Source organism: Streptococcus sp. ZY19097, assembly GCF_040731245.1.
Taxonomy (GTDB): Bacteria; Bacillota; Bacilli; order Lactobacillales; family Streptococcaceae; genus Streptococcus; species Streptococcus orisratti.
Genome location: NZ_CP160400.1, coordinates 204,504 through 225,706 on the forward strand (window position 1 = coordinate 204,504; position 21,203 = coordinate 225,706).

General features: G+C 37.4%; 27 protein-coding genes. 12 read left to right on the forward strand and 15 right to left on the reverse strand.

Features of this window, described 5'->3' with window-relative positions; genetic code table 11:
* Positions 1-53: 53 nt before the first annotated feature.
* The 6 genes from cysE to ABZ559_RS01000 are packed head-to-tail and all read left to right on the forward strand — an operon-like array spanning position 54 to position 4,274.
* Positions 54-677, forward strand: coding sequence for a serine O-acetyltransferase (gene cysE / locus ABZ559_RS00975; protein WP_367006908.1), 624 nt, complete (start codon positions 54-56; stop codon positions 675-677).
* 12 nt (positions 678-689) lie between these two features.
* On the forward strand, positions 690-1,556 hold the full coding sequence (locus ABZ559_RS00980; protein ID WP_277290624.1) for a GNAT family N-acetyltransferase: 867 nt from the start codon (positions 690-692) through the stop codon (positions 1,554-1,556).
* A gap of 10 nt (positions 1,557-1,566) precedes the next feature.
* Complete coding sequence (locus tag ABZ559_RS00985) at positions 1,567-2,328, forward strand: nucleoside phosphorylase (RefSeq protein ID WP_367006911.1); 762 nt, start codon at positions 1,567-1,569, stop codon at positions 2,326-2,328.
* Positions 2,329-2,330: 2 nt separating this feature from the next.
* Positions 2,331-2,516 carry a hypothetical protein gene (locus ABZ559_RS00990; protein ID WP_367006913.1) on the forward strand — a complete coding sequence of 62 codons (186 nt, stop codon included), beginning with the start codon at positions 2,331-2,333 and terminating at the stop codon, positions 2,514-2,516.
* A 20-nt stretch (positions 2,517-2,536) separates the two neighbouring features.
* On the forward strand, positions 2,537-3,883 hold the full coding sequence (gene cysS / locus ABZ559_RS00995) for a cysteine--tRNA ligase (protein ID WP_367006915.1): 1,347 nt from the start codon (positions 2,537-2,539) through the stop codon (positions 3,881-3,883).
* The gene (locus ABZ559_RS01000; protein ID WP_367006918.1) at positions 3,876-4,274 is read left to right on the forward strand and encodes a Mini-ribonuclease 3; all 399 of its coding nucleotides are present in this window, start codon (positions 3,876-3,878) and stop codon (positions 4,272-4,274) included. Before cysS ends, ABZ559_RS01000 begins: the two co-directional genes overlap by 8 nt.
* A 129-nt stretch (positions 4,275-4,403) precedes the next feature.
* On the opposite strand, the gene ABZ559_RS01005 is transcribed toward ABZ559_RS01000, so the two are convergent.
* Positions 4,404-4,922: a PadR family transcriptional regulator gene (locus tag ABZ559_RS01005; RefSeq protein ID WP_367006920.1), complete on the reverse strand. Its 519-nt coding sequence runs from the start codon at positions 4,920-4,922 to the stop codon at positions 4,404-4,406.
* A gap of 117 nt (positions 4,923-5,039) precedes the next feature.
* On the opposite strand from ABZ559_RS01005, the gene rlmB reads away from it, so the two are divergent.
* From rlmB to ABZ559_RS01020, 3 genes are all read left to right on the forward strand, one after another.
* Complete coding sequence (gene rlmB / locus ABZ559_RS01010; protein ID WP_367006923.1) at positions 5,040-5,792, forward strand: 23S rRNA (guanosine(2251)-2'-O)-methyltransferase RlmB; 753 nt, start codon at positions 5,040-5,042, stop codon at positions 5,790-5,792.
* A gap of 99 nt (positions 5,793-5,891) precedes the next feature.
* Complete coding sequence (locus tag ABZ559_RS01015; protein WP_367006925.1) at positions 5,892-6,404, forward strand: NYN domain-containing protein; 513 nt, start codon at positions 5,892-5,894, stop codon at positions 6,402-6,404.
* 100 nt (positions 6,405-6,504) lie between these two features.
* The gene (locus ABZ559_RS01020) at positions 6,505-7,365 is read left to right on the forward strand and encodes a DegV family protein (protein ID WP_367006928.1); all 861 of its coding nucleotides are present in this window, start codon (positions 6,505-6,507) and stop codon (positions 7,363-7,365) included.
* Between the two features lie 440 nt (positions 7,366-7,805).
* On the opposite strand, the gene ABZ559_RS01025 is transcribed toward ABZ559_RS01020, so the two are convergent.
* A complete protein-coding gene (locus tag ABZ559_RS01025) occupies positions 7,806-8,972 on the reverse strand; it encodes an IS30 family transposase (protein ID WP_367005779.1) in 1,167 nt (388 codons plus the stop codon).
* A gap of 280 nt (positions 8,973-9,252) precedes the next feature.
* Between ABZ559_RS01025 and rplM the strand changes: the two genes are divergently transcribed.
* Both rplM and rpsI read left to right on the forward strand, forming a co-directional pair.
* The gene (rplM, locus tag ABZ559_RS01030) at positions 9,253-9,699 is read left to right on the forward strand and encodes a 50S ribosomal protein L13 (RefSeq protein ID WP_273413813.1); all 447 of its coding nucleotides are present in this window, start codon (positions 9,253-9,255) and stop codon (positions 9,697-9,699) included.
* Positions 9,700-9,720: 21 nt separating this feature from the next.
* Entirely contained in the window at positions 9,721-10,113 is a 393-nt protein-coding gene (gene rpsI, locus ABZ559_RS01035) for a 30S ribosomal protein S9 (RefSeq protein WP_018376107.1), read from the forward strand.
* Between the two features lie 107 nt (positions 10,114-10,220).
* Here the strand turns inward: rpsI and ABZ559_RS01040 are convergent, their stop codons facing one another.
* The 13 genes from ABZ559_RS01040 to ABZ559_RS01100 all read right to left on the reverse strand — a co-directional run bounded on the left by ABZ559_RS01040 (position 10,221) and on the right by ABZ559_RS01100 (position 20,196).
* Entirely contained in the window at positions 10,221-11,441 is a 1,221-nt protein-coding gene (locus ABZ559_RS01040) for a tyrosine recombinase XerC (RefSeq protein WP_172039611.1), read from the reverse strand.
* A gap of 20 nt (positions 11,442-11,461) precedes the next feature.
* Entirely contained in the window at positions 11,462-11,752 is a 291-nt protein-coding gene (locus tag ABZ559_RS01045) for a helix-turn-helix domain-containing protein (protein WP_172039610.1), read from the reverse strand.
* Between the two features lie 6 nt (positions 11,753-11,758).
* Positions 11,759-12,553 carry a Rep protein gene (locus ABZ559_RS01050; RefSeq protein ID WP_172039609.1) on the reverse strand — a complete coding sequence of 265 codons (795 nt, stop codon included), beginning with the start codon at positions 12,551-12,553 and terminating at the stop codon, positions 11,759-11,761.
* A 165-nt stretch (positions 12,554-12,718) separates the two neighbouring features.
* Complete coding sequence (locus tag ABZ559_RS01055) at positions 12,719-13,483, reverse strand: metallophosphoesterase (protein WP_367006932.1); 765 nt, start codon at positions 13,481-13,483, stop codon at positions 12,719-12,721.
* Positions 13,484-13,492: 9 nt separating this feature from the next.
* Positions 13,493-14,272, reverse strand: a complete 780-nt coding sequence (locus ABZ559_RS01060; protein ID WP_114866101.1) for a metallophosphoesterase family protein — start codon at positions 14,270-14,272, stop codon at positions 13,493-13,495.
* 214 nt (positions 14,273-14,486) lie between these two features.
* Positions 14,487-14,810: a hypothetical protein gene (locus ABZ559_RS01065; RefSeq protein ID WP_172039626.1), complete on the reverse strand. Its 324-nt coding sequence runs from the start codon at positions 14,808-14,810 to the stop codon at positions 14,487-14,489.
* Positions 14,811-14,819: 9 nt separating this feature from the next.
* On the reverse strand, positions 14,820-15,209 hold the full coding sequence (locus ABZ559_RS01070) for a hypothetical protein (protein ID WP_172081413.1): 390 nt from the start codon (positions 15,207-15,209) through the stop codon (positions 14,820-14,822).
* Between the two features lie 44 nt (positions 15,210-15,253).
* A complete protein-coding gene (locus ABZ559_RS01075) occupies positions 15,254-15,568 on the reverse strand; it encodes a hypothetical protein (RefSeq protein ID WP_000772802.1) in 315 nt (104 codons plus the stop codon).
* Between the two features lie 90 nt (positions 15,569-15,658).
* Complete coding sequence (locus ABZ559_RS01080) at positions 15,659-16,978, reverse strand: FtsK/SpoIIIE domain-containing protein (protein ID WP_172077009.1); 1,320 nt, start codon at positions 16,976-16,978, stop codon at positions 15,659-15,661.
* Between the two features lie 89 nt (positions 16,979-17,067).
* The gene (locus ABZ559_RS01085) at positions 17,068-17,538 is read right to left on the reverse strand and encodes a hypothetical protein (RefSeq protein ID WP_367006936.1); all 471 of its coding nucleotides are present in this window, start codon (positions 17,536-17,538) and stop codon (positions 17,068-17,070) included.
* Positions 17,539-17,552: 14 nt separating this feature from the next.
* A complete protein-coding gene (locus ABZ559_RS01090; protein WP_044763685.1) occupies positions 17,553-18,416 on the reverse strand; it encodes a hypothetical protein in 864 nt (287 codons plus the stop codon).
* A 158-nt stretch (positions 18,417-18,574) separates the two neighbouring features.
* The gene (locus tag ABZ559_RS01095; RefSeq protein WP_367005659.1) at positions 18,575-19,597 is read right to left on the reverse strand and encodes an IS30 family transposase; all 1,023 of its coding nucleotides are present in this window, start codon (positions 19,595-19,597) and stop codon (positions 18,575-18,577) included.
* 185 nt (positions 19,598-19,782) lie between these two features.
* Positions 19,783-20,196, reverse strand: a complete 414-nt coding sequence (locus tag ABZ559_RS01100; protein ID WP_367006938.1) for a hypothetical protein — start codon at positions 20,194-20,196, stop codon at positions 19,783-19,785.
* Between the two features lie 171 nt (positions 20,197-20,367).
* Between ABZ559_RS01100 and ABZ559_RS01105 the strand changes: the two genes are divergently transcribed.
* Positions 20,368-21,027, forward strand: coding sequence for a hypothetical protein (locus tag ABZ559_RS01105; RefSeq protein WP_367006940.1), 660 nt, complete (start codon positions 20,368-20,370; stop codon positions 21,025-21,027).
* Positions 21,028-21,203: the final 176 nt, after the last annotated feature.

Sequence of the window (21,203 nt, forward strand, 5' to 3'; positions counted from 1 at the left end):
TAGGGATAGGTGTTGGCGTTGTCCTTGGAACTATCCCTTAGGAAGGAGGAGCCGTGGGTTGGTGGAAAGAAAGTATTGATATTGTTAAAGAATTGGATCCTGCGGCACGTTCGGGGTTAGAGGTCATATTAACTTATCCAGGTTTAAAGGCGTTAGCAGCTCATCGCCTTTCGCATTTTTTGTGGAAGCATAATTTTAAGTTATTAGCGAGGATGCATAGTCAATTTTGGCGTTTTTGGACTCAGATTGAAATTCATCCGGGAGCTGAAATTGCCAGTGGTGTTTTTATAGATCACGGTTCGGGTCTGGTTATTGGAGAGACGGCGATTGTTGAGAAAGGTGTCATGCTTTATCACGGGGTTACCCTTGGTGGAACAGGTAAGGATATTGGCAAACGTCATCCGACTGTTCGTGAAGGAGCACTTATTTCGGCTCACGCTCAGGTTATTGGCCCAATTGAAATTGGGAAAAATGCCAAGGTTGGTGCTGGAGCAGTAGTGGTATCAGATGTTCCAGCGGATGTTACAGTTGTCGGGATTCCTGCTAAAGTTGTTCGTGTCCATGGTAAAAAGGATGACTTGGTTATTCATCAGATTGAAGAAGAACGCGAATCACACTATTATACTAATAAGTTAGAGGAGCTGCGGGATCGTAGCCATCGATCGTCAAATCTCTAGGAGGATTGCTTTATGTTGAAGGCGGTAAGTCACCTAACTGATGAAGAGCTGCTAGCTACCAGACAGCTTATTCGTGTCTGTCAGGCACATGATAAGACTTATAGAGATCCGTACCTTTCAAGTATGCTCAACTTTGATCCTGACATGCCCGCCTTCTTTCTCTACTATGAAGGACAGAAGTTGTTCGGCTTGTTGACAGTTTATGCGGATGATGAAAATGCAGAGCTGGCGATATTAGTTCACCCTGATTATCGTCGCAAAGGCATTGCTAGACAGCTCTTTACTCGATTTCAAGAAGAGACCAAGTCCTATCCTATTACATCAATTACTTTCCAAACGGAGCGCGTTTTTTTGGAGAAAAATCCTAAATTGATTGGGCACTGGAATTTGGTAGAAGATACAGAAACCGAGACTTGGTTGGGAAGAGACCGACAGCCTTATGACTTTGAAATACGTTCTGACGTTCACGTTCAACTGGCTGATAATAGTCACCAAGATGCCATTGCGCAGATTCATTTTGAGGCTTTTGCTGAACCTAGTGAGACTAGCGAGGTCAGCCAGCGCTATATCAAGGAAGCTCTGAAAGACCCCAATAGTCTGCTATATGTCTTGTTTAAGGACAATCAGCTAGTGGCCTGCTGTACGGTGGATTTGTCCAGTGATATGAATTACCTTTACGGTTTGGCTGTTGCAGAGGATTTTCGTGGTCAAGGTCTGGGCACCTATCTCGTGCAGAACTTGGTTAATGACCTGATTGACAAAAATACCAAGACTTTCCAAATCGCGGTGAATGATGATAATCGAGGTGCTAAGCGTCTTTATGAAAAGATTGGCTTTACCAAGCAAACTGAAGTAGTTTACCTAGATTCCCCAAAATGAGGAGGCGCTTATGCTATTAACAGAATTCGAATCAGGTCGAGCGGTCATTGAGCCTGAATTAAAAAAGGTGGAATCAGGCTTGTTTGAGGTGTGTGACACGCTTATTTATTCTTTTAATGGCAAGATTGTTGATACAGTAAGTCAGATGGAGCATGTTCGCCAAGGTGGCTACATTTCCGACCTTAATGGAAAACACCCTTGGTATATCTATGAAAAAGACGGATTAACAGTTGCTGTTATGATGGCTATTATTGGTGCTGCCTCTGCGGTGGGCAATCTTGAGGAGTTAAGGGCAGATGGTTTCAAAAACATTATCGTCATTGGTTCCTGTGGGGTTTTGGATAAGAGAATTGAGGCGGATAAGATTCTCATTCCAAGTGTGGCTCTGCGTGATGAGGGGACAAGTTACCACTACGCCCCGGCTAGTGATGAAATCTCTTATAATGAAGCTCTGCTATTGACCATGGAAAAGGCTTTTAATAATGCTGGAATAGAGCATGTCAGAACCAAGACTTGGACAACTGATGCCTTTTTCCGAGAAACAGCTGATAAAGTTAAACGTCGTATGGCAGTTGGTGCAGAGGTCGTTGATATGGAAGCTTCAGCACTCATGGCATGGGCACAATTCCGACAGGCCAATGTTTATCAATTTTTTTATACGGCTGATTACGTTGATCACCATAACGAAGAATGGGATAAGCGACATGAGGAGCGCACAGCTGATGTCATGACTTTTTTTGAGGTAGCATTAGCAATTGCAAAGGAATTATAGAAATGAAAAATTTTTTACTGAAGAATTGGTATTTTATTTTAATGGTGGTGTTGAGTCTTATCAATACGGCTCTGCAATTCGCAGTTGCTCATGTCTTTGAGGGGATTATCTGGTTATTGGCTAGTTTTATCTGGATTATTGTGCTCATTGTTCGTTATCTTTCTTACCGCAAAACGCCTAAAACTTAACTCGCTGAGAGGATTTTAAAATGACAATTAAACTTTATGACACCATGACCCGCAGTCTACGCGAATTTGTGCCGATTCATGATAATACGGTCAACATGTATGTCTGCGGACCAACGGTTTATAACTATATTCACATTGGGAATGCCCGTAGCGTAGTGGCTTTTGATACCATTCGTCGATACTTTGAGTATCGTGGTTACAAGGTGAATTATATTTCCAATTTTACGGATGTTGACGATAAAATCATCAAAGGTGCGGCTGAAGCTGGCATGGACACCAAGTCTTTTTCAGACAAGTTCATTGCAGCTTTTATGGAAGATGTTAAGCAGCTTGGGGTTAAGCCTGCGACTAAAAATCCACGTGTCATTGATTATATGGATGAAATTATTGATTTTGTACAGGTTTTGGTGGACAAAGGCTTCGCTTATGAAGCAGACGGTGATGTTTATTTCCGTGTGGCTAAGTCCAGTAATTATGCCAAGTTAGCCAACAAAACTCTAGCAGACCTTGAAGTAGGTGCTAGCGGTCGTGTGGACGGCGAAGGCGATATTAAGGAAAATCCACTTGATTTTGCTCTCTGGAAATCTGCTAAGCCAGGCGAAGTCTCTTGGTCAAGTCCTTGGGGTCAAGGACGTCCTGGCTGGCATATTGAATGTTCGGTTATGGCGACGGAAATCCTCGGTGATACCATTGACATTCACGGTGGTGGAGCAGACTTGGAATTTCCACACCACACCAATGAAATTGCACAGTCGGAAGCCAAGACAGGCAAGACTTTTGCAAATTACTGGATGCACAACGGTTTCGTCAATGTGGACAATGAAAAAATGTCTAAATCACTTGGCAATTTCGTGACTGTTCACGATATGCTGAAAACTGTTGATGGGCAAGTGCTTCGTTTCTTCCTAGCCACTCAACAATACCGTAAGCCAGTGAATTTTACGGAAAAAGCGGTGCACGATGCAGACGTCAATCTCAAGTATTTGAAAAATACCTACACTCTGCCAGTGGGAGAAGTTACTGACGCAGCCCAATTAGCTCGGTTTGTCGCTGACTTTGAGGCGGCTATGGATGATGATTTCAATACCGCTAACGGTATCACAGTCATTTTTGATCTCGCCAAGTGGATTAACTCTGGTAACTATAATCAGACTGTTAAGGACACCTTTGCCAAACTTTTAGCCGTCTTTGGTATTGTCTTTGAAGAGGAAGTGCTGGAAGCAGATATTGAAGCCTTGATTGAAGAACGTCAGCTAGCTAGAGCAGCGCGTGATTTTGAAACCGCAGATGCTATTCGTGACCAATTAGCTGCGCAAGGCATCAAGCTTCTTGATACCAAGGATGGTGTGAGGTGGACACGTGACTAAGTCAGTTGATGTCAATCTGATTAATGGGATTGCCCTTGCCTTTGAAGGTGATGCTATTTATTCCACTTATATTCGTAAACACCTGATTTTTCAGGGGCTTACCAAGCCCAATCAACTGCACCGCAAAGCGACTCGCTATGTATCAGCCAAGGCGCAGGCCATGCTCATCGCTAAAATGCTGGAAGTACAGCTATTGACCGAAAAAGAAGAAGATATCTACCGTCGCGGCCGCAATGCCAACAGCCATACCAAGGCTAAAAATACCGATGTCGTCACCTACAAGATGTCAACGGGGTTTGAGGCGGTCATGGGCTATCTTCACATGACTAATCAAGTTGAGCGGTTAGAAGAGTTGATTGATTGGTGTATTGAGGTAGTTGAGAATAGTTAAAAAACAGTTTTCATCGAAAACTGTTTTTTAACGACTTGACTATAACCTTACGTCACCCTTTATACTGTTAGGTATAGGAGGAAAATAAATAACCATTCATATGATTCCTTTTTGAAATCAAAAGCCATTTTAGTCCTCCAGTTTCTGTAATTCTTGTTTGATCCAGTCAAGTTCAGCTTCTAGCAGTGTCTGACCAAGATTGAAGAGTTGTTGGGCGATAGGAGCCTTATGCTGCTCCTTACTTTGTTTGTTTTGCATATCTGCAAGATCGTCCTCTAGCTTTTCTTTGCGCTTGAAAAATGCTGCGCGCAGCTCTTTGTCATCTAAAAGATAGGCAGTTGCCAGTCCCGTCATCAGGTGAGCGTTAGCTGGCCTGCGCTCGCTAATGAGTTTCTTAGAATTTGCTTTTAAGGCCTCCAGTCCTTCTTTGGTGATTTGGAATTCCTTTTTCTCCTTTCCTTTGCCGGAAGTAGCAGTTGCCAGTCCTTTTTTCTCCAATTTATCAAGAACATAATAAATCGATGAGAAGCCAACTTCCGTCCATGTGCGCATGCCGCGTTCTTTGATGACTTGCTCAATATGATAGCCGTGTTGTGGCCCCTCAAGCAAAATGCCAAGAATCAATTGTTCGGTCAGTGAAATGGTCATATAAGTCTCCTTTTATTCTAGTGCTAGAATAATGGTATTCTACCACTAGAATGCCATCTTGTCAACTTGAAATCTTTTTTATTAAGCAAGCTCTGCTTTTCATGCTATAATAACATCATGAAAGAAAAACGAATGAATCAAACTGAGAACACTGATATGGTCTATGGCGTCCATGCTGTAACTGAGGCGCTTCAAGCTAATACCGGCAATAAACTGTATATTCAGGATGACCTGCGTGGCAAGAACGTTGAGAAGATAAAGGATTTGGCGGCAGAGAAGAAAGTCTCTATCTCATGGACGCCAAAAAAAATACTTAGTGAAATGACAAATGGTGCTGTGCATCAGGGCTTTGTCTTGCGTGTGTCCGACTTTGCCTATGCTGAACTTGATACGATTTTGGCAAAGGCAGAGCAAGAAGACAATCCCCTCATTCTTATCTTAGATGGTCTCAATGATCCTCATAATTTTGGCTCCATTTTGCGTACGGCTGATGCAACCAATGTAACTGGTATCATCATTCCTAAACACCGTGCTGTTGGGGTGACACCTGTTGTTGCTAAAACCTCAACTGGAGCAGTAGAACATGTTCCCATTGCCCGAGTGACCAATCTTAGTCAAACCTTAGATAAGCTCAAGGAAGCTAACTTTTGGATTTTTGGAACCGACATGAACGGCACCCCATCTCACAAATGGAATACCTCAGGGAAACTGGTGCTTATCATTGGCAACGAAGGCAAGGGCATTTCGGCTAATATTAAAAAGCAGGTGGATGAGATGATTACCATTCCTATGGCTGGTCATGTTCAAAGCCTTAATGCCAGTGTTGCGGCGGCTATTCTTATGTATGAAGTCTTCCGCAACAAACTTTGAGTTGATGGCGTTGGTGCTATGTTTTGATGACTGTCAGCACTATTCTCAACACTAAATAAATTTTACACCTCTACTTGCTCAAGACTAGAAAGGACAATCATGAAAAAAAGAATTTTACTGGTTGATGGTTACAACATGATTGCCTTCTGGCAAGAAACGCGTCACCTTTTTAAGGCTAATCAACTGGATGAAGCACGAGAGGTGCTTTTGCGTAAACTTCATAATTATGCTCATTTTGAGAATATAGAGGTTATCTGTGTTTTTGATGCCCAGTATGTCCCAGGAGTTCGTCAACGTTACGATAGATTTAAAGTAGATGTTGTTTTTACCGAGGAAAATGAGACAGCAGATTCTTATATTGAGCGTACAGCGGCTCAGCTCAACACACCCCTTAATTTAGTTGAAGTGGCAACTAGCGACCTCAACGAGCAATGGACAATCTTTTCTCAGGGAGCTTTAAGGGTTACTGCCAGAGAAATGGAGCAGCGAGTTAATACCGTTAAATCTGATTTAGATAAGTTATCACGTCAGATTGATCTTAGTAAGCCTCCTCTTAGGCCTTGGGATGTTCAACAACTTTCTCAACTCAAAAATTTCTTAGAGGATTTATAATTTTCAAGAAAATTCGCCAAGTGCGTCTTTTTTTGTTATAATAAGTAAAACTTTGGTAATCAAACTAGTTTTGGATAAACGTAAAAGAAATGAGAGACTGATGACATTTAAACTAATAACAGATTCAACGGCAGACTTGGATGAAAATTGGGTAAATGATAATGATGTGGAAATTCTTGGCTTGACCATAACACTTGAAGGTGTCACCTATGAAACAGTTGGAAGTCAACGGCTAACTAGTGATGTCCTGCTAGAAAGTATGAAGAATGGGGGCAAACCAACAACTAGTCAGATTAATGTTGGTCAATTTGAAGAGTCTTTTCGACGTCATGCTGAAAAAGGAGAGGATGTCCTCTATCTGGCATTCTCATCTGTTTTGTCAGGGACTTATCAGAGTGCAGTAATGGCGCGAGACTTGGTTTTGGAGGAATTTCCAGAAGCCGTTATTGAGATTGTTGATACACTGGCAGCAGCTGGTGGTGAGGGTTATCTTTCAATGCTAGCAGCAGACGCACGTGATCAAGGTCAGACCTTGCAGGCGACTAAACTTATGATTGAGGATATTCTTCCACGTCTGAGAACGTATTTCTTGGTAGATGATCTTTACCATCTGATGCGTAGTGGTCGTCTTTCAAAAAGCTCTGCCATTATCGGAAGTCTAGTGAATATCAAGCCGTTACTCTGGTTGGATGCTTCTGGGAAATTGGTTCCCCTTGCAAAAGTTCGTGGTCGTAAAAAAGGCATGAAAGAAATGGTCGCACAGGCAACACAGGACTTAGGTCATAGCACAGCTATTGTGGCTTATGCGAACGACCTTGAGTCGGCTGAAAGCCTGAAAGAACAACTGCTGGCGCAGGATAAAATTGATAATGTCCTCATCATGCCACTTGGACCAGTTATTTCTTCACATGTCGGACCAGATACTTTGGCTGTTTTTACCATTGGAGCAAATGCAAGATAAGTCACCCCCTCCCCAACTAATAGTGATTATACACGTTCTTGATTTTAGTTGAGTATAAGGTGCCTAGATAGAATCATTAGTGAACCCTTCTAGAATGTTGATTAAAAGAAAGCGAATACCTTATTAGCTCTGCTATTTCCTCACTTTCCTTCTCAAAAAATAAGGTCGAAAAATAAGGTAAATTCTCAAAGTAAGTTCTAGGTCTGAGTCTCCCAGAAGTTACTATGAGAAAACTGCATAAAACCAACAGAATTTAGTCTCAGACTAAGTTCTGTTTTTGACTAAAATGAGGCTTCAAGGGTGTTTTTGGCTTGAAATTGTTGAAAAAAAGAGTACACTAAAGTTACTGGCTCTGAGACGTCTCAAAGTAAGTTCTAGCTATCTGGAATTTGGGATGGGACAAGTTCCTTTCTATTTTTGATTAATTTTTTTGATAAAAACTAGTGATTATTTAGTAATCGTGGAGATTGAATGACGTTCTCAGGGTCAATTTTAGAGATACCCAAAAGTGTTGCCAATTCCTCACCGTAGGTAAATGTAAAGAGTTCATAAGCCGATTTTCCGTTGAAAGAAGCTCGTTTGACGCTGTTGACATGCGAACAAACCAGGTTGATGTCCTCCTGTGTCAAGTTGTCAAACGAACTGCCTTTAGGAAGAATATCTCTGATAAGTGTGTGATTCTTCTCAATTCTCCCTTTCTGGTCAGAACGATTGGGGTCACAGAAGAATAGCTTTGATTCTCCGCGAACATCCCTTTCGATGTCGTCCACTCTGGCGAATTCACCACCATTGTCGGTCAGAATGACAGGGAATAGTTCGCAGAAGTCTATCTCTTTCTGATGCAGGTCGTTTTTGATAATGTAGAGGTGTTTAGCGACCTCATTAGCTGTTTTATTATCAAGCAATCGAGCGAAAATAAAGTTACAGAAGGAGAGGTTGAAGGTTAGAAGAACTTTTCCTCCAATCCGTCCAGTAACGGTGTCCATTTCCAGCCAATAGCTGATGCCTTCTTTTGTGAGAAAGCGTTGGAAGTCCTCATAGGACCGTCCTTCTTTGGCAGTTTTAGGAATGGGAGGAAGATCTCTTGTTCGACGTTTTCTGAATTTCACGACACGGGGGAAATCAATAGGCTTTGTGGAAAGATATCCTTTTTCAAGGTATCGGTAGATAGAAGCTCTGGATGCCGAAAGTTCGTTTGAGGCGATGATGTGGTTGAGATGTTGTCCCTTTTGTATGGCTGAAGAGACAATCTCGTCCATACGATAGAATTCTTCTTTGTTTAGGGCAACGCCTGTTCTCGACTCCGAGAGCTTAGCTTCATAATCAAGCTGAGCTCTTTTGGCATAGTAGAACTGTTTCTGGTATCCACAGTTCAATCTCTTTTTCGGACAGGCATTACAAACGTAGGGAGCCTTTTTGAGCAGAGGGCAGGCCTCACAATTGGAAGCACTAGAGTTCTCTTTTGTCACCCTATTTCTCCGAACTTCTTTTGAAATTGTGGACGGATCTTTTCCTAACTTAGCTGCTATAGCCGAAAAGGTTTTGAGCTGTTCAATTCCTATTTGAATATCATTGCGATCAGAGAGAGTTAAGTGTTTGTTTTTCATTGTCAGTTACCAACTTGTCCCATAGTAAGTTCTACCTTATTTTTTTGTCTCAGTCTAATTTCCAGCTTTGGGGGTAGACTAGAACTTACTTTGAGAATTTAGGGTCGAAAAATAAATCAAAAATCTGTTCAAATAACTTGCTTTGTGCGTGTTTTTTTGGTATTATGATAAACGGTATTGTTTACCCCATTTGAAAGGCCCCGGAACCTTCCAAATACCTTTTGGCGGAACGGAACATCCGCCACCCGTAAACAAAAACGAACTATATATAGGAGAACTCATGAACAAAACAACATTTATGGCTAAACCAGGCCAAGTTGAACGTAAATGGTATGTCGTTGACGCAACAGATGTACCACTTGGACGTCTTTCTGCAGTAGTTGCTAGCGTACTTCGCGGAAAAAACAAGCCAACTTTCACACCACACACTGATACTGGTGATTTCGTGATTGTTATCAATGCTGAAAAAGTTAAATTGACTGGTAAAAAAGCGACTGATAAAGTTTACTACACTCACTCACTTTACCCAGGTGGTTTAAAATCAATCACTGCTGGTGAATTGCGTTCTAAAAACGCTGTTCGCTTGATTGAAAAATCAGTTAAGGGCATGCTTCCACACAATACTCTTGGACGTGCACAAGGTATGAAATTGAAAGTCTTCGTAGGTAGTGAGCATACTCATGCTGCGCAACAACCAGAAGTACTTGATATCTCAGGACTTATCTAAGAGGAAAGGAGCAAGAAATAAATGGCACAAGCACAATACACAGGTACTGGTCGTCGTAAGAACGCTGTTGCACGCGTTCGTTTGGTTCCAGGTACTGGTAAAATCACTGTAAATAAAAAAGATGTAGAAGAGTACATCCCACACGCTGATCTCCGTTTGGTTATCAACCAACCATTTGCAGTTACTTCAACTCAAGGTTCGTATGATGTTTTCGTTAACGTTGTTGGTGGTGGATATGCAGGTCAATCAGGTGCGATCCGTCACGGTATCGCGCGTGCACTTCTTCAAGTTGACCCAGACTTCCGCGATTCATTGAAACGCGCAGGCCTTCTTACACGTGACGCACGTATGGTTGAACGTAAGAAACCAGGTCTTAAGAAAGCTCGTAAAGCTTCACAATTCTCAAAACGTTAATTATCAGCGGTATATCAACGTTTCAAAGCACTCAAGAGTTTACCTCATGGGTGCTTTTTTCTATGCTTTTTACGAAAGTTTGCCCTAAAAGTTGCCCTAAATTTACCCTATTTATTTTGAATATGTTGATAGGCGAGAGTACCAGCAGATAGAGGAACAACGTTTGAGGTGTTTACATAGGTTTTTGTTGTGATAGTATCACTATGTGTCAGAGCCTCAGAAATGGCTTCTAGGCTCATTCCTGCCTGTCTAGCAAGTGTAGCACCTGTATGCCTTAGTTTATGTGGTGTGGCATGCTTTAAGCGTGGATGGCGTCTCCTTACTGAGTTCATTTTATTGTTCAGATAATCAACGTGTAAAGGGCTATTGACATTCCCTTTGGTATCGATATAAGTAAATACTAGCTGATCAGGAGTCTGCATAATACCAAATTGTGCTAACTCTTGTTTTTGTTGCATTTTCCACTGGGCTAGGAGCGTTACAAGGTAATGAGGGATTGAAAAAATTGTTTTCTTGTTTCCTTTTGTAGATTTCACGTTTTTATATTTATCAAGAGCATTTTTCAGATTAATTTCTGCCTTGTCTAAATCAATATTTTTCCAATGCAGGGCATAGGATTCGGATTTTCTATCGTTTAGAATAAAGGTTGTAAAAAATAGGACATAGTCTTTCAACGATATTTTGTCATTGTCTAAATCTTCCTTAAATGCTTCAAACCATTCTTGTAACTCCTCGCTAGAAAGATACAATTCCTCTTCTATCTTGGATTCTTGGAGTTTAATTTTCTTAGTTGCCTTGATACGTTTAATAGTTTTAGATAATCTATTGCTTTCGATATATTCAAGTTCCTCAGCCCAATCGAAGATTGAATTTACGTAGCTACGAATGACTTTAAAGTTTGCATATTCTTCGGCTTTAGCCGTCATGAGATTAAGGACAACTTGTTTATTCTGATTGAGAAAATTTATCGAGAAATTTGCAAACATTGGTAAGATATGCCTTCTAAAAACAGTTTCAGTATTGTCAATAGTTACCTGTGTTGGCGGTTTAGTTGTTGAAGTAGTTTGTCCAGCTTTATAAGAGTCCCACCAAACATGCTTATAGAAGTCAGAAAATAAGATGTTTCCATCTTTAGAGAAGACGAGGTTTTCTCCGTTTTCAAGTTGATGTATCTTAGTTAAAATATCAACCTCAGCTTCTTTAGCCTCCTTTCGTGTTTTATAGCGTTTGACAAAGTGAGTTCCTTTTATGCCCATTTTTGAACGGATTTCTTTTGGAATATACACTTTTAAGTTGTAGGTATTACTACTGGTTTTAGTAACAGTCATGATGTTCTCCTTGGTTAGAGTCAGGATATATCATTAGCAATATTATAGCATGCTTTTTTACAAAGCCATCTATCAATCTCATTTTTATTAAAACGGACTGTTTTGCCAATTTTAATTACAGGAAGCCCTTTTTGAATCCAGCTATCTAATGTATTATTTGAAATACCTAGATATTGGCAAGTTTGTACCTTATTGAGATAAGGGCTATCTAATCCCAAATCTTCCTTGAAATGAGAAATCTCATGTTGTAGTAGATTCGCAATCATTGATTGAATTTCTTGTACTTGTTCTGTTGGTAAAATCACTTGCATGTTTCCTTACTCCTTATCAATTTTGATTTTTCGATACTTGACCTTGTTATTTACTAAATGTCCTTTTCTGAAAACTTTACTGTTGTAGGTGCTTTCGTAAAGGATGTCATCAGTTTGGATAAGGTCTTCTACATTTTCATTTGTTAAAAGCTTTATTTCCTCAGGTTGCTTAAGGTTTCTAGAGGAGTAAAAAGCTTTCTTTCCTAAGCTCTCTAATAATTCTTGCCCTATGCCTTTTTCCATGTATTTTGCGACATATCTACCAGCATTGGAAGAATCATCTAGGCTGTCTAATTTGTTTATCCGAACAGCCCCGTGTCCCCAAATCCTTAATAAGTCTTTGTGAGGAACATAAGGGAAATTAAAAAGAAGAATGTGTGCATGCCACGCTCCTCTTTTCTGTCGTTCTAATACTGAGATATATTTTAGTTGCCTTCGTTTAGAATTGTAAATGTAGTAGTTCAATCTTTTGATAAACTTGTCAAACATAGTATTAAATTCTGTTCGGTCTTGAATATTTGCTTTTGTAGTAAGGGTAAGGAAACTTGTTTTATTATCATAATTGCTATCTATTAGTCTTTGAAGTTTCCATTTTGAATTTTTACGTGTTTTTGAAATACGGATTAATCTTTCATCTTGTTCATTAGGTGTAAGTTCATCAAACGTTCTACGTTTTTTCTTATCTTTTAAACTAACTTGATTGTCGTCAATATCAGTATTATCACTTGAGAAAATAGGGGAACTGTATTCCCAAATCTCAAGGTACGAAGAAGTTCGGATAATTTTGCGATTGTAACTCACAAAATCACCTCATTTTCTCGTAACGTTTGCCTATATAATAAATAAACTAGGAGAAGCAAAGCTCCTCCTTACTTCTATCATGTGATCCTAAGCACCGCTCCGCTAAACATGCTTCCAGCTTGCCGACTGCTTGTCGGCAGTTTTGCTTAGGTACATGATTAGAAGTTATAAAAAGTGATATTTTTTGGTAATCATATCAAATGCTAAAACAGGTATAGTTTTACTAAGAAAAACGTGACCATCAATGTAGTAGTGGTTATAGTTGTCAAAGTAAATTTTACCTAGCATATCACTATCTTTCGCAATTTCTTCAGAATAGATGTGTCCTGAAATAATATCTTTATAAAACTTTCCAATACTTGCTGGAAATTTGCTAGTAAATATATCAGGATTAGAATACAGTTTCCAATTTTCTCCGAACTCTTCATCAATTCCAGCATGGACAAATATTTGATTATCAGTCTCATAAAAACGTTCTGAATTAAAATATTTATTTCTAAACCAATCTACTATTTCAGGATATTCAGAAGTAATACAGTCTCTTATTTTCTTGTTAATTTGAACAAGGCATTCTTCATCAGATATAGAAAAATCTGATACAACTGTATCAACGATATTTTTTCGCTTATTCTGACCAATGAAACTAATTATAGTATCATAAGAAGTGTATTTAGAATCTCCGTCTTCCTCAAAGAGCCACTCAGAAAAATATTCTTCATGATTTCCTAATAAAGTGATAACCTGGTCAGGAAACTTCTTTTCTAGTTCGATGATTTTTGAGATAACTTGAAAAGATTGAGAACCACCATCTATGTAGTCGCCAAGCAATATAAGTCGATTGTCCGTATCAGATAAATCCACTTTTGACAGGCTTTCAATAAATTCATCATAATGTCCATGAATATCGGACATGACATAAATTTTAGACATAAAAAATTCCTATTGAATTAACTTTTTTAATGTTTCGTATGTTTCTAAATTTCCCCAATTTGTCGAGATGACTGTTAATTCATTGTGTTTGTCATCATGGATAATCAAATCACCATTTCCGATAACTTGATATTCATGATGGTTATTAAGGTATAATGAAAATGTATCAATTCCAATAATATTATTAGAAGCATCAATATTTTTTTGGGGAGTGTGACCTACAATCTGTTTGGGATGTTTCAAGTTTGTTTTTTCTTTAAGCTCGCTTAAATCTGCCCACAGAGGAGAACCAGTTTCAAATAGTCCTCCTCGTTTTGTTCCAATGCTATCAGCCAACTCTTCTAGTTTGTGAAGATGTCTTGAGGTGATTTTTTCAAAGTGCCAAGGTTCAGGGTTGAAAAGAGTGGTATATCCTGCGTGACTGATAAGAAAATCATTCAATTGATACGCTACTTGTAATCCTAGTTCTTTTAATTGTTCTTTAATAGCAAAAAACACTTCTATATTTTCAACAGAATACTGACTGACGAAATTTATAAGATAATCTGCATCGTGGTTACCGATGATATTGATAACCTCCAAACCATTGGCTTCCATATTCTTTTTCCAACTAAATAAAAATGTGAGGTCACGTGCATAGAGATTTATATTATTTGTTTGACCAGGAAAATCAACATAATCTCCGAGGAAAATAACTCTTTTGACGTTATTATCCTTGATAACATTGTCAACTATTGGCAAAATTAGTTGAGATTTCAGATGTAAATCTCCGACTAGTAATGTTTTCATTTGAGCTCCTATCTTGCATTTACCGCATAATCATAATATAAGTAATTAGCAAATAATGAATGTGAACTGCCATCATATAATCTAAAACTAAAATATATCGGTTGTTATATCATATAAATCCACCTTTAAAAGGTTTCAACAAATTCATCATAATGTCAATGAATATCGGACATGGCAAAAATTTTTGACAAAAACCTCCTACTATAATGGTTTCTTACTCATTTCTTATCCATTCTTGAGTTTGCATCCACTTTAATATATCTTCAATTTGTTGTGGTGTGAACTTATATCCACCTTCCCAACTTAAATCTTCTTCAGAGATACGATGTAAAGAATGAAAGTCAATTTGGTGTGAGAACCTTATATAATTTGTATTTTCCCAATATTTGAGTGGATCAAACCAAATTCGTTTATTATTAGTATGAGGAGTATCATCACTAAAAAATATCATTACTTCTAATAAATCTTTTATTGCTTGTAATTCTGAATCGGAATATTTTCCAGGAGGTTGAGAATAGGAGTTGACATCTTCAATCATTGGTTTCTCCTATCTTGCGTTTACTGCATAGACATAAGTTAAGTAATTAGCAAAATCCCCCATACGTTTTCTATCGTCATGAAATTTATCAAACCAAGAGGTATCTTTGCCATTGATTTGAGCCAACCCTCTAATGAATCTTAGGTTATCTCTAATCCTGTTATGAATATTTGTTCTTGAGTCATCAAGTGCATCTTGTTCTTCTTTTGTAAGAATTCGCCATTTTCCTCTCATTTCAGCATATTTTGCACTATATTCAATTAGCTCTTTCCAGAATCTTTGAAATTCAGGGTCGTAGATGTTTGATGATTTAATAAGTTCATCTAAAATTATTCCAGCTTCTTCAAAAGTAATGATTCCTTTATCTTTTAGAAAATCGTTATAAGTGAAAATTTGCATGGTTTTTCTCCTTTAATAAATAGATTTTTAATTATTATAACATATTATTTTTCTGCTGAGATAACATCAGAGCAAGAAAACCAAAGATTTCCATTGAATTGTCCAATGTTTAAATTGCTTAGAACGACTGGACAAGTCTTTTTGCTTGCCATTTCTTGAATAGAAGCAGTAGGAGTTAATGTATTTACCTTAACTTGTATCATTTCCATAAAGAAATCTGAGTTTTCGTCTTGAATTGATACGTTAAGTCGTAAAGCTACGGGTTTATTTGTTTCTCTGTCTAACACTTCTGTATAACCTTTTACTGCTACAAATTTGTTACCCAGTAATTCTGGCTTTAAAAAATCATTTAGTTTCATAATAGTTTCCTTTCTTGTCATCGCTGAGCGATGAGGAACCGATATTTCTACTGAAAATCTTACGAATTTCAGCAAAAATATCGATTGCAATTAGTTGGTTTCCTTTAAATTTAATTGTAGTTCGCTTATAAAATTAAATTGTTTGGTATCTAAGTAGGGACTTTCCCAGTATTGTGCGTTTTCCTTGCCTGAACCCTGCATATAAAGATAGCCACCTCCCTTTACTTCAATAGGTTTCAAATGGTCAGGAGTAGCAGAGCCAAAGACCATTCTATAACCTTCATTAGAATTGGCACCAAAAGCGATTCTCAATCCCAAGTTATCTCTAAGGTCAGTATTTAAGGTTTCGGCTCTCATTTGTTGGGCTGATACAAGGATAAATATACCTGATTGCCTTCCGAGTAGAATAATTTGTTTAATTCCGTCCATAACTTCGGCAATAGTTTCTCTTGATTTTTTATCTGTCCCTGACGCTTGAAATGCCCCCATTTCATCAAAAATCAGCCATACAGGTTTAAAGCCGTGGTCTGCAAAGTTTGAGCCGTATAGAAAGTTATCACGCATATATTGATAACGTTCCTGCATTTCTTCGACTACTAAACGGACAATGCGAGCGATATTATTAGGAGTGGTTGCTACATATTTTTCTCCAAAGTAATGTGACAAGCTACCTAGGTCAGAGTTTTTAGGGTCTGCTATGTAGATAGTTGATTGTCGCTTGATAAGTTCTAAAATCAAGAAAGTTATAAAGACTGACTTCCCACTTCCTGTACCCCCTGAAACCAAAATGTGAGGGCATTTTACAGGGTCATAAATTATTCCGTATCCTAAGTCTATCTCAAGGCTATCTATCTCTTGTTTTTGATTATTAGATTGAAGAACTAACCTTTCAGGCTTCTTGTAGAAAAAGTGGTATTCTACAAAACTAGGGCGGATAATTTTTTCATCTAATTCAAGTTCGAGAACTCCAGCAAGAACATCATCAAGTGACTGTACTTTTTTGCTAAACTCGTCGCCTGTAATCAGAGCTTTGATAAGAACATGACCTTTTTGCCTATCTAATTCATATTCTAAGGTTGCACTTCTAATAATTTTTTCATACCCTGTACTATCTTTTTGAGCAGTATAAAGTCGGTTGGTATAAAGAACATACAATAAACTTTCTCTAATTATTAAATAAAAATCTAAGTTATACCTGAAAGATTTTAATTTAAGGTGGACTTTATATACCATAAAACCACAAAGCAAGATGAGTGGAATTTGAAGAAAAGCAGGTGCCCTAATATTTACGATAGTAGTAAATAGAGTGCAGACCGAGAGCCCTAGTATTGACCAATGAGTTACTTTTAATCGGTTACTTGAAATAATGTAATTTCTTGTTAAGTCAGCAACTTGCTTTAATTTAAACATAGGTTATTTCTTTCTTTTAAAACGACATGAGTAGTACAACGACTATACATTGTAGGGAGATAAAAATCTAAACAGCTGAACTGCTTAGATTAGTGTTGTTCCTTCCAGTAAGAATATACAACAAGTTTGATAATGTAGCTAAGTCGAGGTAGCCTAGTGGCACCATCTTCTTTCATCAATTCATACCGAAAATCATCGAGTCCAGCAAGTACATCCTCGTCTAAATAAATACGGGGGGTAACTGTGGTTTCTAAGTTAGGATTAACATTTTTTACGTCTGCTTCCATCTGTTGGCGTAGCTTTTGCCATTTGTCAATTGGATAGTGTCTAGTATGTCGATAGGATTCTTCTATGACACTTCCTATAGAGGCTTTCAGAATGATGTTAAATGAAAGACCATTCAATTCATTGTAGTGATCGGTAAGAAGTGTTTTTTCAAGTTTATCTAGAAAATCCACTTTATTTAGTTCTTGAATTTTACGTTCTTTTTCTTGAATCAGTTCATCTATCCATACCTTTGCTTCATACGCAAGTCGAACGCTTTTATATACTCTTGTCATTATGTACTCCGTTCTTAAAATTCATTTGAAAATTTAATTTTATCCATATTTTCAATTTCTTTATAGAAATGATAATCTTTTTGATTTAGTTTATCACAAACTTGTTTGATAATGTATTTTCCACGTTCCTCAATTCGTTCATTAACTTTTTTAAGGAAAATAGGGAAATCATGTCTCTTAGGTAGAATAACATCGTTGTGATTATCCCAAAATAACTCTACTTGATACTCAGTATTAACATAGGGGTGTAAGTAATACATTTCGATAAAATTTATCCATGCTTCAGGGGATAAATTAGTAAGCCATTCTTGAAGGGAAAGCATTGTAATGTCCCAATAATCATTTGAGAACTTGTATCGACCAGTATTCATCCAGTGTGGTAATACAGTGAAATTTCCAATTGTATGTGTTAGCTTTGCAAATAATTCAAATTCTTTTATATTCTTTTGAATAATATCAAACTTTAGGTAGTTTTGATTTTGATAGAGAGTAGAATATGGAATATGCCTATCTCTTGGTTTTTTCCCTAGTCTATTTGCGATTGTATAGTAATCAGAACTATCTTTTATAGCTTCGTTAAAAGTTGTAATAAAGGAATTCATCGTTTCCCCTCTAATAATATCTTCGGTTGTATTTTGCCAACCTAAAATGTTATATAAGTAGAAGGCTTCTTTATCACAATCAGCATCTTCGCCACTTTTTCCTGTTACGCAGAACTTGGTTGGACTATCTAGTTCATAAGACTTGTATTTTAGAATGTTGTAAAGATTATTTGTTGATAAATCATCAGAATAACAATTCTTGAAATCCCATAACCACGGTTTGATATTTTGACTATCGCAGTAGTTAAGCCATTTAATAATTTTTTTGTTTTCCATAGGAACCCTCCTTAAAAATGTGTTAACACAACTATACATATACTATACCACAAATTTAGTAGATTTCAATTATTTTTTTTAAAAAATAAAAAATTTTTTTCTATCCCCACTTGTCAAGTCAAGTGCAACAAGTTCATTGATAACTAGAGTTCCAGAGGTTAAGCTGTTTGGGCTAGCCCAAACAAAATATTTGCGGTTTTATACTTGTGAATTCGTCTAGGTCTGTCATTGATAGCAGAGACGTAGTGATTGAGTTCTTCTGTCGTTAGTGAGTTAAGAGAGACACCTTTTGGGAGAAACTCTCTCAAGAGACCATTGAAATTTTCATTTGTTCCTCTTTCATGAGAAGCATAAGGATGGGCAAAATAGACTTCCACACCTTTTAAGTCTGACAAGTTACTGAACTCTGAGCCGTTGTCCGATGTGATAGAGCGAATAGGGTACTGTGATAGTAAGCTCTTAACAGCCCTATTGATGGTTTCTGCTTGTTTATTAGCCAGTTTTACAGCGATGGCAAATCGTGTTTGACGCTCTACTAGGGTCATGACAACAGCTTCCCCTCTGGTCTTCTTGCCAAGCATGAGATCAATCTCCCAATGCCCAAATTCAGAACGGTCATTGATACACTCTGGACGTTCTTCAATGGATTTTCCTAAGATTATCTTCGTGGCCTTAGGCGTTACTTTAGACCGTTTTCGGATGCTTACCATCTTAGGTAAATCAATCGGTTTAACCCTCAACAGTCCGTCTTTGATGTAACGATACACTGTCTTGGTGGAAGGGATAACTTCCAGTGGATGTTTTTCTCGGTAAGTTTGAACAAAGCTATCGACACTGTGACAGCGAGGTTTCGTTTTCAGGGCTTTCTCAAGTTCCTTGAAGAAGGTCTGGGAGCAGTACGATAGTTTATGATAGGCACTTTTTCGACGATTGGTTTCATAAACACGTTGACCACTATCTGGAAAGTAAACCGTTGAGTAGATTCGTTTCCCGTTCTTATCTTGAACCTGAGAAACACTTCCTCGTTTGATTTCACGACTGATGGTTGAGCGATGACGCCCAAGCAGACGAGCAATCTCAGAGGGGTTTTTGCCCATCTTGAGATAGGCGCTGATTTCTCCGCGTTCAGAGGCTGAAAGGTGTGAATATAACGATTTTTTGGTAGAATGATTAGTGGACATGTTCATCTGCTTTCTATACTGAGTTGGGGAATTCTAGTATATCAGACGAGCATGTCTTTTTTGTTGCACTTCATTTTACAACGCGGGAATTTTTTTCTATAGTAAATAATGTGTTGTAATGAAAAAAGCAATTTTCAATATATAAAAATAGCATTTCATTTAGAATGAAGTGCTTAAACAAGATCTTATAGATATTTTATTTGGAGATATTGTTTTTTATGATTCTTAATTGTAAAATGTTTTTTAAGATGAAGCAACTGGTCTAATTGAATATTTCCAGCAATTATTGCCCCTTCATTTTTTTGACTGATTCCAAAACAGGCGAACCATTCACCATTAGTGGAAGTTGACAGCATATCTGTACTAAAGTATGCTTTATATTCTTCATGATTTGGAAGACAACGAGGGTCAGGAATCACGAGAACATCATTGCTAAAAATATATTCAAAATCATTATCTCCCTCAACCCATTTATCTAGAACTGGAAAAACAAAATCAGATTCTGAATAGTCTAGAAGAGTATTATAAGCTACTACGCTATCATCTTTGATTTTAAAAACTAGGATATTTGGCTTATCTAAAAATGCTATTGAAGTCATAGTTCCTCCTCTCAAGTTTTAATAAAAGATATTTTTAGGATTTTAATATTTACATTGAAAGTAGATATTATTTTTACTATAATTATATCATAAAAGCGCTTGTAATCTAACTGTTTTTTCTCTATACTGATTGGGAAAAAGTATAAAAATAGTTAAAAGGTGGTAGAATATATGTCTGATAATAAATTACAACAAATATGGAGTTCTGCGAAAACTTCAGAAGCATTGATTGAACGTTTAAAGGAAAGTGATTCATTGGAATATATTGATAAAAATAAAATTTTTTCCTGTATAATTTATAAAGAAGCATGGGATGAGGTAGAAAAAACTGGACCTAACGGAATAAGAGAAAATATTAAGACGGCTTTTACGAATAAAGAGCTTTCTGACATAACTGGGTTAGAATCTTCGAATGGTTCTAATATTAATTTTGTATTTATTGGTATTAGTTCTTTCGGTGATATTATTGAAGTTGGAAAATCTAGTGTAGACGGTGACTGGGCAAATAAAATATATTTTGAAAAAGGTGTGTCAAGTGAATACCTTGAGTATATAATGGAAAAAACTTTGGAATCTTCACCCAATTTGGAATCTTCACCCAAAATGAAAGCTAAAGAATTGTTAAATATCCTATCTCTAAACCTGAATAAGTTTTATGAACGTATGATTATACTTCCTATTATCTCTGATCAAAATACAGATGATGATATTGCTATAAAAATGGAAAAAGTTGTAGGTAATCATGTGGTTAGACCGTTTATAAAGGATAATAAGAATATTAAGTTTGTTCGACCAAATAGTCATAATGGTGGAGCGAAAAATACAAAATAATACACTAACTTATCTTTTACCTTTTTTAGTGTGAAGGGAGTCACGCAATAAAAACCTAAAATACCATCCTTACTTTTGAGAGTAGAGATGGTATTTGAATTTACTCATATCAGTTTAGGAAATAGGGCAAATTATTGATATACCTGACTCGTATTATCTTAATTTTATGGTAAAAT

Coding starts and splice junctions, on each gene's coding strand:
- ABZ559_RS00980 (WP_277290624.1), top strand. CDS start 690: ATGTTGAAGGCGGTAAGTCACCTAACTGATGAAGAGCTGCTAGCTACC.
- ABZ559_RS00985 (WP_367006911.1), top strand. CDS start 1,567: ATGCTATTAACAGAATTCGAATCAGGTCGAGCGGTCATTGAGCCTGAA.
- ABZ559_RS00990 (WP_367006913.1), top strand. CDS start 2,331: ATGAAAAATTTTTTACTGAAGAATTGGTATTTTATTTTAATGGTGGTG.
- cysS (WP_367006915.1), top strand. CDS start 2,537: ATGACAATTAAACTTTATGACACCATGACCCGCAGTCTACGCGAATTT.
- ABZ559_RS01005 (WP_367006920.1), bottom strand. CDS start 4,922: ATGACCATTTCACTGACCGAACAATTGATTCTTGGCATTTTGCTTGAG.
- rlmB (WP_367006923.1), top strand. CDS start 5,040: ATGAAAGAAAAACGAATGAATCAAACTGAGAACACTGATATGGTCTAT.
- ABZ559_RS01015 (WP_367006925.1), top strand. CDS start 5,892: ATGAAAAAAAGAATTTTACTGGTTGATGGTTACAACATGATTGCCTTC.
- ABZ559_RS01020 (WP_367006928.1), top strand. CDS start 6,505: ATGACATTTAAACTAATAACAGATTCAACGGCAGACTTGGATGAAAAT.
- ABZ559_RS01025 (WP_367005779.1), bottom strand. CDS start 8,972: ATGAAAAACAAACACTTAACTCTCTCTGATCGCAATGATATTCAAATA.
- rplM (WP_273413813.1), top strand. CDS start 9,253: ATGAACAAAACAACATTTATGGCTAAACCAGGCCAAGTTGAACGTAAA.
- rpsI (WP_018376107.1), top strand. CDS start 9,721: ATGGCACAAGCACAATACACAGGTACTGGTCGTCGTAAGAACGCTGTT.
- ABZ559_RS01040 (WP_172039611.1), bottom strand. CDS start 11,441: ATGACTGTTACTAAAACCAGTAGTAATACCTACAACTTAAAAGTGTAT.
- ABZ559_RS01045 (WP_172039610.1), bottom strand. CDS start 11,752: ATGCAAGTGATTTTACCAACAGAACAAGTACAAGAAATTCAATCAATG.
- ABZ559_RS01055 (WP_367006932.1), bottom strand. CDS start 13,483: ATGTCTAAAATTTATGTCATGTCCGATATTCATGGACATTATGATGAA.
- ABZ559_RS01060 (WP_114866101.1), bottom strand. CDS start 14,272: ATGAAAACATTACTAGTCGGAGATTTACATCTGAAATCTCAACTAATT.
- ABZ559_RS01065 (WP_172039626.1), bottom strand. CDS start 14,810: ATGATTGAAGATGTCAACTCCTATTCTCAACCTCCTGGAAAATATTCC.
- ABZ559_RS01070 (WP_172081413.1), bottom strand. CDS start 15,209: ATGCAAATTTTCACTTATAACGATTTTCTAAAAGATAAAGGAATCATT.
- ABZ559_RS01075 (WP_000772802.1), bottom strand. CDS start 15,568: ATGAAACTAAATGATTTTTTAAAGCCAGAATTACTGGGTAACAAATTT.
- ABZ559_RS01080 (WP_172077009.1), bottom strand. CDS start 16,978: ATGTTTAAATTAAAGCAAGTTGCTGACTTAACAAGAAATTACATTATT.
- ABZ559_RS01085 (WP_367006936.1), bottom strand. CDS start 17,538: ATGACAAGAGTATATAAAAGCGTTCGACTTGCGTATGAAGCAAAGGTA.
- ABZ559_RS01090 (WP_044763685.1), bottom strand. CDS start 18,416: ATGGAAAACAAAAAAATTATTAAATGGCTTAACTACTGCGATAGTCAA.
- ABZ559_RS01095 (WP_367005659.1), bottom strand. CDS start 19,597: ATGTCCACTAATCATTCTACCAAAAAATCGTTATATTCACACCTTTCA.
- ABZ559_RS01100 (WP_367006938.1), bottom strand. CDS start 20,196: ATGACTTCAATAGCATTTTTAGATAAGCCAAATATCCTAGTTTTTAAA.
- ABZ559_RS01105 (WP_367006940.1), top strand. CDS start 20,368: ATGTCTGATAATAAATTACAACAAATATGGAGTTCTGCGAAAACTTCA.